General features: G+C 56.6%; 20 protein-coding genes. 7 read left to right on the top strand and 13 right to left on the bottom strand.

The features are described from left to right. Positions 1-15: 15 nt before the first annotated feature. Together ACOI7Z_RS17795 and ACOI7Z_RS17790 are read right to left on the bottom strand one after the other, a co-directional pair. On the bottom strand, positions 16-1,299 hold the full coding sequence (locus ACOI7Z_RS17795; protein WP_023291136.1) for an MFS transporter: 1,284 nt from the start codon (positions 1,297-1,299) through the stop codon (positions 16-18). A 76-nt stretch (positions 1,300-1,375) separates the two neighbouring features. Further along, a complete protein-coding gene (locus tag ACOI7Z_RS17790) occupies positions 1,376-2,392 on the bottom strand; it encodes a Zn-dependent oxidoreductase (protein ID WP_023291135.1) in 1,017 nt (338 codons plus the stop codon). Positions 2,393-2,689: 297 nt separating this feature from the next. Here ACOI7Z_RS17790 and uxuA point away from each other — a divergent pair, with 297 nt between their 5' ends. From uxuA to mtgA, 4 genes are all read left to right on the top strand, one after another. After that, on the top strand, positions 2,690-3,754 hold the full coding sequence (gene uxuA, locus ACOI7Z_RS17785) for a mannonate dehydratase (RefSeq protein ID WP_025999212.1): 1,065 nt from the start codon (positions 2,690-2,692) through the stop codon (positions 3,752-3,754). A gap of 148 nt (positions 3,755-3,902) precedes the next feature. Next, positions 3,903-6,242 carry an aerobic respiration two-component sensor histidine kinase ArcB gene (gene arcB, locus ACOI7Z_RS17780; protein ID WP_032454177.1) on the top strand — a complete coding sequence of 780 codons (2,340 nt, stop codon included), beginning with the start codon at positions 3,903-3,905 and terminating at the stop codon, positions 6,240-6,242. Between the two features lie 233 nt (positions 6,243-6,475). Further along, a complete protein-coding gene (elbB, locus tag ACOI7Z_RS17775) occupies positions 6,476-7,129 on the top strand; it encodes an isoprenoid biosynthesis glyoxalase ElbB (protein WP_086075708.1) in 654 nt (217 codons plus the stop codon). After that, complete coding sequence (mtgA, locus tag ACOI7Z_RS17770) at positions 7,126-7,851, top strand: monofunctional biosynthetic peptidoglycan transglycosylase (protein ID WP_087848552.1); 726 nt, start codon at positions 7,126-7,128, stop codon at positions 7,849-7,851. Before elbB ends, mtgA begins: the two co-directional genes overlap by 4 nt. Before the next feature lie 63 nt (positions 7,852-7,914). Here mtgA and npr read toward each other — a convergent pair whose 3' ends face one another. The 11 genes from npr to ACOI7Z_RS17715 form a co-directional block, all read right to left on the bottom strand. Then, the gene (npr, locus tag ACOI7Z_RS17765; protein ID WP_002918431.1) at positions 7,915-8,187 is read right to left on the bottom strand and encodes a PTS phosphocarrier protein NPr; all 273 of its coding nucleotides are present in this window, start codon (positions 8,185-8,187) and stop codon (positions 7,915-7,917) included. Beyond that, positions 8,184-9,038 carry an RNase adapter RapZ gene (rapZ, locus tag ACOI7Z_RS17760; RefSeq protein ID WP_004206208.1) on the bottom strand — a complete coding sequence of 285 codons (855 nt, stop codon included), beginning with the start codon at positions 9,036-9,038 and terminating at the stop codon, positions 8,184-8,186. Before rapZ ends, npr begins: the two co-directional genes overlap by 4 nt. Before the next feature lie 45 nt (positions 9,039-9,083). Next, entirely contained in the window at positions 9,084-9,572 is a 489-nt protein-coding gene (ptsN, locus tag ACOI7Z_RS17755; protein WP_004144926.1) for a PTS IIA-like nitrogen regulatory protein PtsN, read from the bottom strand. 70 nt (positions 9,573-9,642) lie between these two features. Continuing rightward, positions 9,643-9,930 carry a ribosome hibernation promoting factor gene (gene hpf, locus ACOI7Z_RS17750; protein ID WP_004206206.1) on the bottom strand — a complete coding sequence of 96 codons (288 nt, stop codon included), beginning with the start codon at positions 9,928-9,930 and terminating at the stop codon, positions 9,643-9,645. Positions 9,931-9,952: 22 nt separating this feature from the next. Continuing rightward, positions 9,953-11,386, bottom strand: a complete 1,434-nt coding sequence (gene rpoN / locus ACOI7Z_RS17745) for an RNA polymerase factor sigma-54 (protein ID WP_004206204.1) — start codon at positions 11,384-11,386, stop codon at positions 9,953-9,955. A gap of 47 nt (positions 11,387-11,433) precedes the next feature. Then, a complete protein-coding gene (lptB, locus tag ACOI7Z_RS17740) occupies positions 11,434-12,159 on the bottom strand; it encodes an LPS export ABC transporter ATP-binding protein (RefSeq protein WP_004206203.1) in 726 nt (241 codons plus the stop codon). Positions 12,160-12,165: 6 nt separating this feature from the next. Then, positions 12,166-12,711: a lipopolysaccharide ABC transporter substrate-binding protein LptA gene (gene lptA / locus ACOI7Z_RS17735; RefSeq protein WP_002918415.1), complete on the bottom strand. Its 546-nt coding sequence runs from the start codon at positions 12,709-12,711 to the stop codon at positions 12,166-12,168. Continuing rightward, positions 12,680-13,255 (bottom strand): LPS export ABC transporter periplasmic protein LptC, encoded by a 576-nt coding sequence (gene lptC, locus ACOI7Z_RS17730; RefSeq protein WP_002918413.1) that lies wholly within the window; start codon positions 13,253-13,255, stop codon positions 12,680-12,682. The genes lptA and lptC overlap by 32 nt, the downstream gene beginning before the upstream one ends. After that, positions 13,252-13,818, bottom strand: coding sequence for a 3-deoxy-manno-octulosonate-8-phosphatase KdsC (kdsC, locus tag ACOI7Z_RS17725; RefSeq protein WP_087848553.1), 567 nt, complete (start codon positions 13,816-13,818; stop codon positions 13,252-13,254). Before kdsC ends, lptC begins: the two co-directional genes overlap by 4 nt. Before the next feature lie 14 nt (positions 13,819-13,832). Continuing rightward, positions 13,833-14,837 carry an arabinose-5-phosphate isomerase KdsD gene (gene kdsD / locus ACOI7Z_RS17720; protein WP_369707981.1) on the bottom strand — a complete coding sequence of 335 codons (1,005 nt, stop codon included), beginning with the start codon at positions 14,835-14,837 and terminating at the stop codon, positions 13,833-13,835. Then, entirely contained in the window at positions 14,834-15,811 is a 978-nt protein-coding gene (locus ACOI7Z_RS17715; RefSeq protein ID WP_023291127.1) for a calcium/sodium antiporter, read from the bottom strand. Before ACOI7Z_RS17715 ends, kdsD begins: the two co-directional genes overlap by 4 nt. A gap of 209 nt (positions 15,812-16,020) precedes the next feature. On the opposite strand from ACOI7Z_RS17715, the gene mlaF reads away from it, so the two are divergent. From mlaF to mlaD, 3 genes are read left to right on the top strand one after another with little or no spacing between them, the layout of a single operon-like run. Beyond that, on the top strand, positions 16,021-16,833 hold the full coding sequence (gene mlaF / locus ACOI7Z_RS17710; protein WP_004206196.1) for a phospholipid ABC transporter ATP-binding protein MlaF: 813 nt from the start codon (positions 16,021-16,023) through the stop codon (positions 16,831-16,833). A 7-nt stretch (positions 16,834-16,840) separates the two neighbouring features. After that, the gene (gene mlaE, locus ACOI7Z_RS17705) at positions 16,841-17,623 is read left to right on the top strand and encodes a lipid asymmetry maintenance ABC transporter permease subunit MlaE (RefSeq protein WP_004150949.1); all 783 of its coding nucleotides are present in this window, start codon (positions 16,841-16,843) and stop codon (positions 17,621-17,623) included. Between the two features lie 4 nt (positions 17,624-17,627). Next, a complete protein-coding gene (mlaD, locus tag ACOI7Z_RS17700) occupies positions 17,628-18,179 on the top strand; it encodes an outer membrane lipid asymmetry maintenance protein MlaD (RefSeq protein WP_004206195.1) in 552 nt (183 codons plus the stop codon). The last annotated feature ends 13 nt before the right edge of the window (positions 18,180-18,192 follow it).

The raw sequence follows: 18,192 nt of genomic DNA, 5'->3' as shown, positions 1-18,192 counted from the left end.
TGGTATTGCTGTCGACTATGCCTGACTGGCTTTCATTGTCACGCGTGGCGTTTTGATCACGAACAGTACCAGCAGGGCGCCGAGCGCGGCGATAGTGCCGGCGAGGACAAAGGCGCTGTCGAATTTACCGGTAGACTGCACGATATAGCCGGTGACAATCGGCCCCACGATGCCGGAGACGCTGCCGATAAGGTGGATAAAGCCGCTGGTGCCGCCGACGCGGGATTTATGCACCACGTCCTGGATAATCGCCCAGTAGATCGCGCCGGTGACATAGAGGAAAAAGATGGAGACCGACATCAGCAGAACGGCAGGAACGACGCTGCTGACGGTACCGGCAAGCCCCACACAGATGGCGGCCATCAGCAGACATACCACCAGCACAATTTTGCGCGACAGCAGCAGGCGTCCGGTGAGTTTAAAAATTTTATCAGAAATATAGCCTCCCAGCGCCAGGCCGACAAAGCCGACTATCCATGGGATCATGGTGGTGAGGCTCATCTGTTTAATATCCAGATGGTGCTGCTGAACCAGATAGGACGGGAACCAGCTGAGGAAGAAAAACAAAATATAGTTGTAGCAGAAGAACGCAAAGGCCGTTACCAGAATAATAGGCTGCTTGAGATAATAACCCAGTGAGTGAGCGGTTTGATTTTCTACGGTTTCCAGGGCGTCCTCCTCTTGCTTCATTTTATTAATGAGCATGAGCTCTTCCTGACTGACATGCTTATGTTTGTCAGGCGAGTTGGCGGCAATAAAAAACCAGACGACCATCCACACAATACCGATGGCGAAAATAATCATAAACGCCGGGCGCCAGCCGAATGCGAGGGCCAGATAACCGACGATGGGGCCGGCAACCGCGCCGCCCAGCGGAGAGCCGGCGCTGAGCAGCCCTACGGCGGTAGCCGCTTGCTTCTTAGGAAACCAGCCGTTGATCATCTTGTTCGCCGACGCGCAAATCGGGCCTTCAGCCATCCCGAAGAGGACGCGCAGCATCAGCATGGAATAAAAGCCGGTGGCAAAGGCGGTTAAGCCGCAAAATAGCGACCACATCCCCACCGCCAGCCCCAGGACCAGCGTTGCGCCAAACTTATCCACGGCCAGACCGCCAATAAAATTAAATACCGCGTAGCCGAAGAAAAAACTGCCGAAAATAATACCAAACTGTTCGGCGTTTAGCGCCAGATCCTTTTCAATCATCGGTACCGTAATGGATAACGCCACCCGGTCCAGATAATTAATCATATATACTAAAAATAATAACAGGACGATAATCCAGCGGATATTTTTTCCCATGATGACACCGTGATGAGTATGTTATTGAGCTCTGGCGCGACGGATATCAATATTCACGTCGCCCGTTATTTAGCATTTACCCCAGCTGCAGCAATACCTTGCAGCAGGTTTTCCGATCGTTGGCAAAAATCTCCATAGCCTCTTTTACCTGCTCCAGCGGCATGCAGTGGGTGATTAACGCCTCAGGCTGGATAAGGCCTTTCTCCATCCAGTCGATGACCAGCGGAAAACGTCCGCTGTTCAGCCGGGAGGAGAAAATGGAGATCTCTTTACTGGTGATGCTTTGCTGGGTGAGGGTGGACGCCTCGCCGGAGAAGCCGAGTATGCCGATGCGTGCGGCGGGAGAGGCGAGGAGAATGGCCTCCTGAAGGATCGCCGGGTGGCAGGCGGCATCGATGACCAGCGTGGGGGCTATCTGCCGCTGCGCCAGCTGTTCCGCCAGCGGCTGGTGAGTGTTATCCAGCGTCAGATCGGCGCCATTGTCCCGCGCCATCTGCAGACGTTCGGCAATGCGGTCCACAACGATCACCTGCTTAACGCCATACACCCCCTTCAGCGCCTGGATCACCGTCAGACCCATCGGACCTGCGCCGTAGATCAGGGCGATATCCTGCGCCATGGGCTGCAGCTGGGCGGTAATGTTTGCCGCAATGGTAAAAGGCTCAACCATCGTCGCCTGACGATCGCTGATGGCTTCCGGAATGCGCCAGGCGTTTTTCGCCGGCACGCAGGCGTAGTCGCTGAATCCGCCGTCGCGGTGAACCCCGATGACCTGGAGCTGCGCGCAGACATTCGGCCGCCCCACCGAGCAGGGATAACACTGGCCGCAGCTGACGACAGGGTCGACTGCGACGCGCTCGCCGATGCGTGCCGGAGAGACCTGTTCGCCGACGGCATCGATGATGCCGAAGAATTCATGGCCGATCACGCGGGGATATTTCGCGAAGGGGTTGTGGCCCTGATAGATATGCACATCGGAACCGCAGATCCCGGCAAAGGCGATTTTCACCCGGACTTCGTGGGCGCCCGGAGCGGGAACCGGACGTGATTCGATGTTCAGTTGGCCTGGCTCTTTGACAACGACGCTTCTCATTTCTGTTCCTTCCCTTGTCTGTTTTCTGAACAAATATCGTGAATTTTATTACCATACAAGTATGCAATTGATCATAACTAGCTCTGGATCACATTTGGCGAAGGTCGTCAGAAAAAGCCCGGCAATGATTAATCTATTGAAATAAATTGAGAAAAATTATGAATGTAGCGAAAGCGACCTCACCGGCGAGCCGGTCAGCAGGAATGTGATCGCCATCACGACAGTTAAGGCTCAATCAATTATGATTACTGGTATGGTAGTAGGGTGAAATTAAACTATGTTGAGCAGGTGATGACGATGCAGATGACAATGCGCTGGTTTGGACCAGAGGAAGATAAGGTTTCATTAGAGCATATACGCCAGGTCCCCGGCGTGGAGGGGGTGGTCGGCGCGCTCTATGACGTCGCGGTGGGCGAGGTATGGCCGGAGGATAAAATTGAGCGTCTGGTCAGCCAGGCCCATGCCGCAGGCCTGAAAATGGAGGTAATAGAGAGCGTCAACATCCATGACGATATCAAAATCGGCCTCCCTTCTCGTGACCGCTATATTGCCAACTATCAGCAGACCATTCGCCACCTTGCCCGCTTCGGCGTCAAAGTCATCTGCTATAACTTCATGCCGGTGTTCGACTGGATGAAGACGGATATGAACTACGTCCTGCCGGATGGCTCGTTGACGATGGCTTTTGAAAAGAAAGATATCGATAAGCGGCTGGAAGACGTGGTGAAGGAGGTGCTTGAGAATTCAAACGGCTTCGCGTTGCCGGGCTGGGAGCCGGAACGGCTGGCGGAAGTGCAGACCCTGTTTGCCAAATATAGCGCGGTGGATGACCATAAGCTGCGGGAGAACCTGGTCTATTTTCTGCAGGCGGTGATCCCGGTTTGCGAAGAGGTGGGCGTGAAAATGGCGATCCACCCTGACGATCCGCCGTACTCGATATTTGGCCTGCCGCGGGTGGTCAAAAACCGCGACGATCTGGACTGGATCTGCCGGGCTGTCGATTCACCCGCCAACGGCATCACCCTCTGCACCGGCTCGATTGCCGAAGATCCGGATAACGACGTATACGCTATTCTGGCTGAGTTTACCCGCCGCAAGCGGATCCATTTTGCCCACGTCCGCAATATTAAACTGATGCAGGATAAAGACTTTTACGAGTGCGCCCATCCGTCAGAATACGGCTCCCTGGATATGTACAAGGTGATGCAAGCGTTGCACGACAACGGCTTCGACGGCTATATACGTCCGGATCATGGCCGCTTTATCTGGGGAGAGACCGGACGCCCGGGCTATGGTTTATACGATCGCGCACTCGGGGTGACCTACCTCAAAGGTCTCTGGGAGGCGCTAAGCAAGCGCTAACCCCTTCCTGACCATGCCTCTTTTTCGCGGCTGGTTCGCCTCGGCGGCCAGCCGTCATATCGGCTCCTTCCCGCATTTTTTGCACAACTTACAGCGCATTGCTCAGAATTGAGTATTATTGTGCGGAGTTGTCGTGAAGGAATCCCCTATGAAGCAAATTCGTATGCTGGCGCAGTATTATGTCGACCTGATGATGAAGCTGGGTCTGGTCCGCTTTTCAATGCTGTTGGCACTTGCGCTGGTGGTGCTGGCCATCGTGGTACAGATGGCGGTCACCATGGTGCTGCATGGCCAGGTTGAAAGCATCGACGTTATCCGCTCGATCTTCTTCGGTCTGCTGATCACCCCGTGGGCGGTCTATTTTCTCTCGGTGGTGGTGGAGCAGCTTGAAGAGTCCCGCCAGCGTCTTTCGCGGCTGGTGGAGAAACTGGAGGAGATGCGTGAGCGCGATCTGAAGCTGAACGTGCAGCTGAAAGACAATATCGCGCAGTTGAATCAGGAGATTGGCGAACGTGAAAAGGCGGAAGCCGAGCGTGAGACCACCCTCGAGCAGCTGAAGATCGAGATGAAAGAGCGTGAAGAGACACAGATCCAGCTCGAACAGCAATCCTCCTTTCTGCGCTCTTTCCTCGATGCCTCCCCGGACCTGGTCTTCTACCGCAATGAGGATAAAGAGTTTTCCGGCTGTAACCGGGCGATGGAGCTGCTGACCGGCAAAAGTGAGAAACAGCTGATCCACCTCAAACCGCAGGATGTCTATAGCGAAGAGGCGGCGGAAAAGGTGTTGGAAACCGATGAGAAGGTGTTCCGCCACAATGTATCGCTGACCTATGAGCAGTGGCTGGACTATCCCGATGGTCGTAAAGCGTGCTTCGAAATCCGCAAGGTCCCGTACTACGATCGCGTCGGTAAGCGTCGTGGTCTGATGGGCTTCGGACGCGATATCACCGAACGAAAACGCTATCAGGACGCCCTCGAACGCGCCAGCCGGGATAAAACCACCTTCATCTCCACCATCAGCCATGAGCTGCGTACCCCGCTGAACGGGATTGTCGGGCTGAGCCGAATTTTGCTGGATACCGAACTGACCAGCGAGCAGGAAAAATACCTGAAAACCATCCATGTCTCAGCGGTGACGCTGGGGAATATCTTCAATGATATTATCGACATGGATAAAATGGAGCGCCGTAAGGTGCAGCTCGATAACCAGCCGGTGGACTTCACCAGCTTCCTTGCCGACCTGGAAAACCTTTCCGGTCTGCAGGCGCAGCAGAAGGGACTGCGCTTTGTGCTGGAGCCGAGCCTGCCGCTTCCGCACAAGGTGATCACCGATGGCACCCGCCTGCGGCAGATCCTGTGGAATCTTATCAGCAACGCCGTGAAGTTTACCCCACAGGGCGGAGGGGTGAACGTCCGCGTGCGCTATGACGAAGGCGATATCCTGCACTTCGAAGTGGAAGACTCCGGGATTGGTATTCCTGAAGCGGAGCAGGACAAAATATTCGCCATGTATTACCAGGTCAAAGACAGCCACGGCGGCAAACCCGCCACCGGCACCGGGATTGGCCTCGCCGTATCGCGTCGCCTGGCGCGCAATATGGGCGGCGATATCAGCGTCACCAGCCAGCCGGGTAAAGGGGCGACCTTTACGCTCACCGTCCATGCGCCTGCCATTGCGGAAGAAGTGGAAGATACGCTGGCGGAAGACGACATGCCATTACCGGCGCTCAACGTGCTGCTGGTGGAAGATATTGAGCTCAACGTCATTGTGGCGCGCTCGGTGCTGGAAAAGCTGGGCAACAGCGTGGATGTCGCGATGACCGGCAAAGCCGCGCTGGAGATGTTTGAGCCTGGCGAGTACGACCTGGTGCTGCTGGATATCCAGCTGCCGGATATGACGGGACTGGATATTTCTCGTCAGCTAAAACAGAATTTTGCCGCGGATGAGCTGCCGCCGCTGGTGGCCCTGACCGCCAACGTGCTGAAGAATAAGAAAGAGTATCTGGATGCCGGCATGGACGATGTGCTGAGCAAGCCGCTATCGGTGCCGGCGCTGACAGCCATGATTAAAAAATTCTGGGATGCGCCGGAAGAGGAGGCGCAGGAAGCGCCGGCGGCCGATCGGCATAAAGCCGATGCGGTGCTGGATACCGATATGCTGGAGCAATATATCGAACTGGTGGGACCGAAGCTTATCAACGATGGCCTCGCGGTATTTGAAAAGATGATGCCGGGCTATATGTCCGTCCTTGAGTCTAATCTCACCGCCCGGGATCAAAAAGGGATCGTCGAAGAGGGGCATAAGATCAAAGGGGCTGCGGGCTCTATTGGCCTGCGCCACATCCAGCAGCTGGGTCAGCAGATCCAGACGCCGGACCTGCCTGCCTGGTCTGATAATGTCGCTGAATGGGTTGAAGAGATGAAATCCGAGTGGCAAAACGACGTGGCGGTTCTGAAGGCGTGGGTGGCGAAGGCCGGGAAAAAATGACCCCGGACAGACCGGGGTGCGCGAATACTGCGCCAACACCAGGGAACTGGTGGTTGAGCCAGTGTGATTTGAGTGATGTTGTTACGTGGCGCAACCTGAGAAGTGGATTGCTCGCTCATTAAGATAGCAAAGCTTAACTAATTTGTTACATGAATCAGTAAAATATGTGAAGCATAGCGAGTAAATCGACATTTTTGACTGGTTTCAGCGAGTTGCATGGAGGAGCGAAGGCGATGAAAAAAATTGGTGTGGTACTGAGCGGCTGCGGCGTGTACGACGGCAGTGAAATTCATGAGGCAGTGATTACCCTGCTGGCGATCGCGCGCAACGGCGCGCAGGCGGTCTGCTTTGCGCCCGATAAACCGCAGCGCGACGTCATCAACCATCTGACGGGCGAACCGTTGACCGAGCAACGCAACGTGCTGCTTGAAGCGGCGCGCATCGCCCGCGGCGACATCCTGCCGCTGGCGCAGGCGCGTGAGGAGACGCTGGACGCGCTGATCGTCCCCGGCGGCTTCGGCGCGGCGAAAAACTTAAGCAGCTTCGCCGCCGAGGGCAGCGAATGCGAGGTGGACCGCGACCTGCGGGCCCTGACGCTGGCGATGCATCAGGCCGGCAAGCCGCTGGGCTTTATGTGCATCGCTCCGGCGCTGCTGCCGAAGATCTTTGCGTTTCCGCTGCGGATGACTATCGGGACCGATCTCGACACCGCCGATGTGGTGGAGGAGATGGGGGCGGAGCATGTGCCTTGCCCGGTCGACGACATCGTGGTGGATGAAGAGAACAAAGTGGTTACCACTCCGGCGTATATGCTGGCGGAGAATATTGCGCAAGCCGCTACCGGGATCGAAAAACTGGTCGCCCGCGTGCTGGCGCTGAGCGCATGAAGCTCCGCATTGCGCCCTTCGCGCAGCTTAAACGACTGGCGCTGCGTCTGCTGCTGATCGCCGCCGTCTTCTGGGGCGGGGGGATCGCGCTGTTTAGCGTGCTGCCGGTGCCCTTTTCGGCGGTCATGCTTGAGCGGCAGGTTAGCGCCTGGCTGTCCGGAGATGTCCACTATCTGGCGCACTCCGACTGGGTCGCCATGGATAACATCTCCCCGTGGATGGGGCTGGCGGTGATTGCCGCCGAAGATCAGAAGTTCCCTGAACACTGGGGGTTTGACGTCCCGGCGATAGAAAAGGCGCTGGCGCACAATGAGCGTCACGATACCCGCATTCGCGGCGCATCAACGCTGTCGCAGCAGACGGCGAAAAACCTGTTTCTGTGGGATGGACGTAGCTGGCTGCGCAAGGGGCTGGAAGCCGGGTTGACCGTCGGCATGGAAACCGTGTGGAGTAAAAAGCGGATCCTGACCGTCTACCTGAATATTGCCGAGTTTGGCGATGGGATTTTTGGCGTGGAAGCGGCCGCCCAGCGCTATTTTCATAAGCCCGCCAGCCAGTTGACGCCGGGGGAAGCGGCTCTGCTGGCCGCGGTGCTGCCAAACCCGATCCGCTATCGCGCCGACGCGCCTTCGGGCTATGTGCGCAACCGCCAGGCCTGGATCTTACGTCAGATGCGACAGCTGGGTGGGGAAGGGTTCATGCGTGAGCATAAGCTCTATTAGCGGGTTAATCCGGCGCCGGGGCTGGTACAGTCGCCAGTCGTCCGTCGCCGGGAAGCTTCACGTTTAATCTTCGTCAAACCCGGCATTAAACAGGGCAATCACCGCGGCGAGGGCTTCCACTTCCTGCGGACCGCTGGCCTCCACCTCTATCTGCCGTCCTTTCGCCGAGTCCAGCATCAACAGGGCAATGACGCTGTTGGCTTCCGCCTCCGTGCCTTCATCGTTGCGCAGCAACACCTCGGCATCGAAATTCTGCATTAGTTCGAACAGCTTCATCGCCGGGCGGGCGTGCATGCCCAGCTTATTGGTGATTTCAACGGTCTGCTTTACGGTCATGATTTACGTTTTTCCAGCGTCCGATGACGAGACTGTACGTTTTTGCCGCGCGAGCGGAAGTAGTCAGCCAGTTGTTCAGCAATATAAACCGAACGATGTTTACCGCCGGTACAGCCAATGGCCACCGTCAGATAGCTGCGATTGTTGGTCTCCAGCATCGGTAACCATAGCTCAAGATAGCTCCGGGTCTGGTAAATAAAGTTGTGCACTTCGGTGTGCCGATCGAGGAAGGCGGCCACCGGTTTATCCAGACCGGTCATAGGACGCAGCTTCGGATCCCAGTGCGGGTTTGGCAGAAAGCGCACGTCAAAGACGTAATCGGCATCGATCGGGATACCGTGCTTAAAGCCGAAGGATTCGAAGACCATGGTCAGTTCGCGTTCACGTTTACCCAGCAGCCGGGTGCGCAACATTTCCGCCAGCTCGTGAACCGACATCTCCGAGGTATCGACAATCAGGTCGGCCCGCGAGCGCAGGGGCTCCAGCAGATCGCTCTCTTCGTCGATGGCGCTTTCCAGCGACAAATTCTTGCTCGACAGCGGATGCAGGCGACGGGTGTCGCTGTATCGACGGATCAGCGTGTTGCGATCGGCATCGAGAAACAGCAGCTGCGGCGAAAAGCACTCCGGCAGGTTTTTCATGGCCTGCTCGAAGATCTCCGGTGATTCCGGCATGTTCCGCACGTCGATGCTGACGGCCGCCGAAATATTGCGGTCAGCCAGCGACCGTGCCAGATCGGGCAGCAGCACGACCGGCAGGTTATCCACGCAGTAAAAGCCCATATCTTCCAGCGCTCGCAGAGCGACGGATTTACCCGAGCCCGAGCGGCCGCTGACGATCATCAGTACCATGTACCGTTTCTCCTCAGTACGATAAAGGATAAGGTGCGACTGCCGTTATGCGTCATCGCTGCTTCCTGCTTCGGTGATGATCTCATACAACTCTTCATCGCTCTGCGCCGCGCGCAGGCGACGACAAATCGCTTTGTCGGCCAGCCGTTTGGCCACCAGGGAGAGCGTATGCAGGTGGGTTTTTGTCTGATCGGCCGGCACCAGCAGCGCGAACAGCAGGTCGACAGGCTGATTGTCGATCGCGTCGAAGGCGATGGGGGTTTCCAGCTGGACAAAAACGCCGACAGCACGCAGCGTATCCTCTTCCAGTTTTCCGTGGGGAATGGCGATACCATTGCCAATCCCGGTACTGCCCATTTTTTCACGGGTGAGGATCGCTTCGAACACCACCTGCGGCGGCAAACTTAACTGTTTGGCGGCCAGTTCGCTAATGATTTCCAGAGCACGCTTCTTGCTCTGGCAGTGAACCTGGCTACGGGTACATTCCTGGTTCAGGACGTTGCTCAGTTGTAGAGCCGAATCGTTGTTCATCATAATTTCACCTGAGCGCCCCCGCGCCCGTCGCCGATGTTAACTGACGGCGGACGCAGGGGGGCCCGGACAATTAGTGTTGTTTTAGTTTATCTTTATGCTTCGTTAACTGCCTTGCCAGCTTGTCGATAAGACCATCGACAGCCGCATACATATCCTGCCCTTCCGCACTGGCATGGATTTCGCCACCGTTGACATGCAGATTCGCGTCCGCAATTTGCGTCACTTTCTCTACTTTTAACACAATATAGACCTGATTGATCCGGTCGAAAAATTGTTCCAGCTTGCTGAACTTCGCCGTGACGAAGTCGCGCATCGCGGGAGTGATCTCGACGTTGTGTCCTGTAATGTTGAGCTGCATAGTGTCTTCCTTATCGGTTGTGTCAGACCAGTTGTTTACGCTGGTTTGACGGCGGGATGGATAAAGACTCTCTGTACTTCGCGACAGTGCGGCGCGCGACCATGATACCCTGCTCGGACAACATGGAGGTGAGCTTACTGTCGCTCAACGGCTTCGCGGGGTTTTCCGCGGCGATGAGTTTCTTCACCAGCGCGCGAATCGCCGTCGACGAGGCTTCGCCGCCGCCTTCGGTATTAACATGGCTGGAGAAGAAATACTTCAGTTCAAAAATACCGCGCGGACTGTGCAGATATTTTTGCGTGGTGACACGGGAAATCGTCGATTCATGCATCTCGACGGCCTGGGCGATATCGGCCAGCACCATCGGCTTCATATACTCTTCACCCTGTTCGAAAAAAGCCTGCTGCTGTTCTACGATGCAGCGGCTGACGCGAAGCAGGGTGTCGTTGCGGCTTTCAAGACTTTTGATCAGCCAGCGGGCTTCCTGAAGATTGCTGCGAATGAACTGGCCGTCGGCGTCATTGCGGGCGCTGTTGCCCATTGCCGCATACTGCTGATTAATTTTCAGCCGTGGAATGCTGTCGGCGTTGAGCTCCACGGTCCAGCGGCCGCTGACCTTGCGCACCAGCACGTCGGGAATGACATATTCCGGTTCGCTGGTTTGAATGGACTGGCCAGGACGGGGATCCAGGGACTGGATCAGATTTACCGCCTCTTTCAGCACCTCTTCTTTCAGGCGGGTCACCCGCATCAGGGTGCGGAAATCATGGTTGGCCAGAAGATCGAGATGATCGCTGATAATCAGCCGGGCCTCTTCCAGCCATGGCGTCTCTTTGGCGAACTGCGAGAGCTGGATCAGCAGGCAGTCGCGCAGATCTTTCGCCGCGACGCCAACCGGATCGAAACGCTGGATGCGCTTCAGGACGGCTTCCACTTCTTCGAGGCCGATCTCCTCATCGCCGATGCTGTCGACGATATCTTCAATCTGAACGGTGAGGTAGCCCGTATCGTCGACGGCGTCGACAATGGAGGTGGCGATGGCGCGGTCGGTATCGGTGAAGGGCGTCAGCTCGACCTGCCACATCAGGTAATCCTGCAGCGTCTGGGTGGTCTCGCCTTGATAAACGGGGAGTTCGTCGTCCTGGTAGTCCACGCCGTTGCCTGACGGCGTACCGGCGGTATAGATTTCATCCCAGCTGGCATCGAGAGGAAGCTCGTCGGGCATCTCTTTTTGCTCAAGCGCGTCGACGGTATCGAGAGACTCGCGGTCCTCCACCTCTTTCGCCTCTACCTCGTCGTGAAGATCGGTTTGCTCAAGCAACGGGTTACTTTCCAGCGCTTGCTGGAGCTCTTGCTGGAGTTCTAACGTGGACAACTGCAGCAAACGAATCGCCTGCTGCAGCTGCGGCGTCATGGCAAGCTGTTGGCTAAGCCTTAATTGCAAACCTTGCTTCATGTTCAGGGTAAATATCTCCGGCTAAAACGTCTGTAACCTCTACCCTATCAGAGTCTGAAGTCTTCCCCAAGATACACGCGCTTAACCTGCTCATCTTCGAGGATCTGCTGCGGTGTACCATGAGCGATAAGGTGTCCCTGACTGACAATATACGCGCGTTCGCAGACGGCGAGCGTCTCTCTGACGTTATGATCGGTAATCAATACGCCGAGGCCGCTGTCGCGCAAATGCTCAATGATGCGTTTGATATCGATAACCGAGATCGGATCCACGCCGGCAAAGGGTTCATCCAGAAGAATAAATTTCGGGTTTGCCGCCAGCGCGCGGGCGATTTCGACGCGGCGGCGTTCGCCACCGGAGAGCGCCTGACCGAGGCTGTCGCGCAGGTGCTCAATATGAAACTCTTCCATCAGCTCTTTGGCGCGATCTTCCCGCTGTTCGCTGCTCAAATCGTCACGGATCTGCAGGACCGCCATCAGGTTGTCATAGACGCTCAGGCGACGGAAAATCGAGGCTTCCTGCGGCAGATAGCCGATCCCCCGGCGCGCGCGCGCGTGCAGCGGCAGCAGGCTGATGTCTTCGTCATCAATGATGATATTGCCCGCGTCGCGCGGCACAATCCCGACCACCATGTAGAAGGTGGTGGTTTTACCGGCGCCGTTGGGGCCGAGCAAGCCGACAATCTCCCCCGAGTTAACGGTGAGACTGACATCTTCCACCACGCGGCGGCCTTTATACGCTTTAGCGAGATTCTTCGCAGTTAAGGTTGCCATAACGGATTAGTTACTCTTCTTTTGCTGGTTGCCGCTTTTGTCCTGCAGCTCGGACGGCACCAGAACGGTGGTGACGCGTCGACCTTTGTCGCTGAAGGCCTGCATTTTTTGCTCTTTCACCAGATAGGTGATCTTGTCGCCCTTGATGTTGCTGTCGAGCTGTTCAAGGTACGCGTTGCCGGTCAGCACGACGTAATCGTTCTGCAGCTCATAGCGCATTTTCGACGCCCGGCCTTTTACCGGTTTGCCGTTATCCTGCATCTGGTAGAAGGTGGCCGGGTTACCGAAACCTTCGATCACCTCTTTGCCTTTTTCATTGCCCGGACGGGTGACCACCACTTTATCAGCGTTAATCTTGATCGTCCCCTGAGTAACGACCACGTTACCGGTGAAGGTGACGACGTTGCCCTGCATATCCAGCGACTGCTGATCGGATTCGATATGGATCGGCTGATCGGTATCGCCCGTCTTGGCGAGGGCCGGCAGGCTGGCGGCCAGTAACGCGCCGGCGAGCGCAATCTTAAGGCTGAGTTTGTTTGTTCTGAATTTCATAAGAGGTTCTCACCTTTTCAATCAGCTCGGCATTTTTGCTGCGAAGGTTTCCACGCATTTTCAGGCCGCTGGAATTAAATGTGGTGCCGTATAACGTCACCATGTCATCGGAGGTAACGTCCTGCGTTACCAGATTTATCTGGGCGTTATCCGTCGTAATTTTGCGCAGTTGAGAGTCTGGCGCGAGCGCATTCACCTCAACGTGCCCGTAAAGATAGAGCATCCGGTCATTTGTCAGCTTCGCTTTATCAGCCCTGACTGACCAGGTCGGCACCTTATTGGTATCAAAGGTGGTCATCACCGGTTTGGTAAACCAGGAGACCTCCTGATCGGAAAAATACTCCACGTGCTCGGCGATCAGCCGATAGCTCAGGGCGCCTTCCGGACTGTACACCACGGTGTCAGTGTGTTCGCTTTTATACGTCGGGTCGTTGGGATTGACCTCCGGCTGGGCCGTGTCGTCCGTATTCGCCAGATTCAGGCCGATGAGGATCAGCGCAAGCAGCGACAGTAAAATGATAACCCAACGTCTGGTTTTACTCATATTGATTGCCCTTTGGCCTCATCCAGCTTGCCCTGCGCCAATAGTAACAAATCGCAGACTTCGCGTACCGCGCCGCGTCCGCCATTAATCCGGGTGATGTAATCGGCGCGCGGCAGCAGCAGCGGATGCGCATCCGCGACGGCGACGCTGAGGCCCACTTCGGCCATCACCGGCCAGTCAATCAGATCGTCGCCGATGTAGGCGACTTCCTCTGGCCGCACGCTCAGTTTGTCAATGAGATCGCGGAACGCCAGCAGCTTGTCCGACTGCCCCTGATACAAATGCGTAATGCCCAGCGTCTGACAGCGATCTTCTACCAGTTTAGCTTTTCGTCCGGTAATAATCGCCACTTCAATGCCAGAGGTCAGCGCGCAGCGGATACCATAGCCATCGCGGACGTTGAACGCTTTCAGCTCCTCGCCGTGATTACCCATATAGATAAGCCCGTCGGATAATACACCGTCGACATCGAGGATCAGTAGACGGATCTTAGCCGCGCGATCGAGAAACATCTGGCTTACCGGCCCATAGCAGGTCGCTAACTGAGCATCAGCATTATTCATTATTTTTTCCTTACTTACACTACGCCCGCGCGCAGGAGATCGTGCATATGTACCACACCCAGCAGATGGTCGCCATCGGCAACCAGCACGCAGGTGATATGACGGGATTGCATCAGGTTTAGCGCATCCACCGCGAGGGTGCCGGGACGGATGCGGATCCCTCCCCGGGTCATGACGTCGGCAATGCTGGCATCGCGCATATCGACGCCGGTGTCGAAGACCCGGCGCAGGTCACCGTCGGTAAAGATACCGATGATGTTCATGTCGTCATCGCAGATAGCGGTCATACCTAAATTTTTACGAGTGATTTCCAGCAGCGCATCGCGCAGGGTGGCCTGCAGGCCGACGTGCGGGATCTCATCACCGGTATGCATAATATCATTGACGCGCAGCAACAGCTTACGACCGAGTGCGCCGCCCGGATGCGAGAGAGCGAAATCCTCAGCGGTAAAGCCGCGAGCCTCCAGCAGGGCGACGGCGAGGGCATCGCCCATCACCAGCGCGGCGGTGGTGCTGGAGGTGGGGGCCAGCCCTAATGGACAAGCCTCTTTCGGCACTTTCACGCACAGATGGATATCCGCCGCGCGCGCCATGCTGCTTTCAGGCCGGCTGGTGATGCAGATAAGCTTCACCTGCTGGCGTTTCAGGACCGGGATCAGCGCGAGGATTTCGTTCGATTCGCCGGAGTTCGACAGCGCAATCACCACGTCCTGCGGCGTAACCATGCCCAAATCGCCGTGCGCGGCTTCGCCAGGGTGGACAAAAAATGCCGACGTGCCGGTACTGGCGAAGGTTGCCGCCATTTTGCGGCCGATATGACCGGATTTGCCCATCCCCATCACCACGACTTTCCCGCCGCAGCGGAAAATCGTTTCGCAGGCACGGGTGAAATCTTCATTTATATATTGATCGAGCTGGGCCAGACCTTCACGTTCAATTTCCAGCACCTGACGGCCGGCCTGTTGAAAGTCAAAATCCGTGGGCAAATCTATTTGCGACATGATGTTATCCCGAGTCATTCAACGAAGAGCGGCGCTGTCCAGAACAGCATCGCCAACCAAACCACAAAACCACCGACCAGCAGCGCGCCAACCAGTCGTCCCGGCTGCTGCCTACGGCGCCAGCACAGCACCGCGAAGATCAGGCTGACCAGCAACATCACGCCATAGTCGCGGGTAAAGGCTTCCGCCGCAAAGGCTCCCGGCGCGATCAGCGCCGGCAAACCCAGCACCAGCGCAATATTGAGGATATTCGCGCCGATGATATTGCCGATGGCAATGTCATCTTCCCCTTTGCGCGCCCCGGCGATGGCGGTGGCCAGCTCCGGCAGGCTGGTGCCTATCGCCACTACCGTCAGGCCGACGGTTAGTTCGCTGATGGCAAAATAGTTTGCCAGCACCGTGCTGTTATCCACCACCATGCGGGTGGCCATCGGCATGACGATCATCGCCACCCCTAACCACAGCAGAGCGACCGGCAGCGACCCTTCACGCGGCAGTTCCGCCAGCTGTTCGCGGGTCAGGCTATCGCTTCCCTGGCGTTCCGCCAGACGGGCAATCTTGATGGTGAACAGCAGCCATAGCAGCGCCAGCGCCAGTAAAAACAGGCCGTCGAGACGGGACAGTTGACCATCATAGAGCACCAGCCCCGCCAGCACGCTGACCAGCAACATTAGCGGCAATTCGCGGCGCAGAATATCAGAATGCACGGTAAATGGCCTGAGTAAGGCAGCCAGACCGAGGATCAGGAGAATATTGGTGATATTGGAGCCGAGCGCGGTGCCCACCGCCAGATCGGTCTGCCCATGCAGCGAGGCCGCGGTGGAAACCATGATCTCTGGCAGGCTGGTGCCAATACTCACCACCGTCATACCGATGATCAGCGGCGGGATCCCCAACATGCGACAAAGGATGGAGGCGGCATAGACCAGACGATCGGCGCTGTAGACAACCAGCAATAAACCAATAATTAACAGAGCCGTCGCTAAGAGCATCTAAAGTCCTTTCTTCAGGTATAATCGTCGCCTCGCTGGGTTATCCCTACGCAGCGTAACGAATTCTTAATTTTGACTTTATGCGTGCCAAAAGTAAAACAAATGCCAGCTTTCGCTAACCTGTGCAGGTAAGATTCTGTAAAAATGTTGTGATTGTGGCGTAAGAAAGGGCGATGCTTGCCCATCAGGTGCTTAGTAAGGATGATTTTATGAGCCAAACTCAGGCGAATTTAGTTGAAGTGCGCGGTATCCGCTTTTCTCGCGGCGATCGCGTGATCTTCGACGACATCTCGCTGTCGGTGCCGCGCGGTAAAATTACTGCGATTATGGGACCTTCGGGGATCGGCAAGACTACCCTGTTACGCCTGATCGGCGGACAGATCCCGCCGGACAGGGGAGAGATCCTGTTCGATGGCGAGAACGTGCCGCAGATGACCCGTTCACGTCTGTACACGGTGCGTAAGCGGATGAGCATGCTGTTCCAGTCCGGGGCGCTGTTTACCGACCTCAATGTTTTTGACAACGTCGCCTACCCGCTGCGCGAACATACGCATCTGCCGCCTGCGCTGCTGCATACGACGGTGATGATGAAACTGGAGGCGGTGGGGCTGCGCGGTGCGGCGAAGTTAATGCCCTCCGAGCTTTCCGGCGGCATGGCGCGCCGCGCCGCCCTGGCGAGGGCCATCGCCCTGGAGCCGGATCTCATTATGTTCGACGAACCGTTCGTCGGGCAGGATCCCATCACCATGGGCGTGCTGGTGAAGCTGATTTCTGAACTCAACAGCACGCTGGGCGTCACCTGCATCGTGGTTTCGCACGATGTGCCTGAGGTGCTGAGCATCGCGGACTATGCGTATATCGTGGCGGATAAAAAGATTGTCGCCCACGGCAGCGCCCAGTCGCTACGGGAGAATGCCGACCCTCGGGTTCGTCAGTTCATTGATGGTATTGCCGACGGCCCGGTGCCGTTCCGTTATCCGGCTGGCGACTATCACCATGATTTATTAGGCATAGGGAGTTGAGCGACTGATGCTGTTTAATGCGCTGGCCGCGCTAGGCCATCGCGGTATTAAAACCACCGCGACCTTTGGACGCGCCGGATTAATGCTGTTTAACGCCGTTGTCGGCAAACCAGAGTTTCGCAAGCACGCGCCGCTGCTGGTTCGTCAACTCTACAACGTCGGCGTTCTGTCGATGCTGATTATCATTGTATCGGGCCTGTTTATCGGTATGGTGCTCGGGCTGCAGGGTTATCTGGTCTTAACCACCTACAGCGCTGAGACCAGTCTTGGCATGCTGGTGGCGCTGTCGCTGCTGCGCGAGCTGGGGCCGGTGGTCGCCGCGCTGCTGTTTGCCGGTCGCGCCGGGTCGGCGCTGACCGCCGAGATTGGCCTGATGCGGGCCACGGAACAGCTCTCCAGTATGGAGATGATGGCGGTGGATCCGCTGCGCCGCGTCATTTCTCCCCGTTTCTGGGCCGGCGTCATTTCGCTGCCGCTGCTGACGATTATCTTCGTCGCGGTGGGGATCTGGGGTGGCGCGCTGGTGGGCGTGAGCTGGAAGGGCATTGACGGTGGTTTTTTCTGGACCGCGATGCAAAATGCCGTCGACTGGCGAATGGATCTGGTGAACTGCCTGATTAAGAGCCTGGTATTCGCCATTACGGTAACCTGGATTGCGTTATTCAATGGTTATGACGCTATCCCCACTTCCGCCGGGATTAGCCGGGCGACTACGCGCACCGTGGTGCATGCGTCGCTGGCGGTTCTGGGGCTGGATTTTGTGCTGACTGCGCTGATGTTTGGGAATTGAGTTCATGCAAACGAAAAAAAATGAAATCTGGGTAGGGGTGTTCTTACTGGTGGCGCTGCTGGCGGCGCTGTTTGTCTGCCTGAAGGCGGCCAACGTCACCTCGTTACGTACCGAGCCGACTTACCGTCTTTACGCGACCTTCGATAATATCGGCGGCCTGAAAGCGCGCTCGCCGGTGCGCATCGGCGGTGTGGTTGTTGGCCGCGTGGCGGACATCACCCTCGACCCGAAAACCTATCTGCCGCGCGTGGAGCTCGATATTGACGAGCGCTACAACCATATCCCCGATACCAGTTCGCTGGCGATCCGCACCTCTGGCCTGCTGGGCGAGCAGTATCTGGCGCTGAACGTCGGTTTTGAAGACCCGGACCTCGGGACGACTATCCTTAAAGACGGCGGTACTATCCAGGACACCAAGTCCGCCATGGTGCTGGAAGATCTGATTGGTCAGTTCCTTTATAACAGCAAGGGCGGCGACAATCAGAATTCTGGCAATGATAAGGCCGAGGCAGAAGGTCATACTGACGCGACGCCGGCAGCCGGCACGACGCATTAATTTCAGGAGAAAT

The sequence above is a fragment of the Klebsiella sp. C283 genome, assembly GCF_048822555.1.
GTDB classification, from domain to species: domain Bacteria; phylum Pseudomonadota; class Gammaproteobacteria; order Enterobacterales; family Enterobacteriaceae; genus Klebsiella; species Klebsiella quasipneumoniae.
The sequence above is the reverse complement of the archived record's forward strand: the minus strand, read 5'-3'. Positions and strand labels throughout refer to the sequence as shown.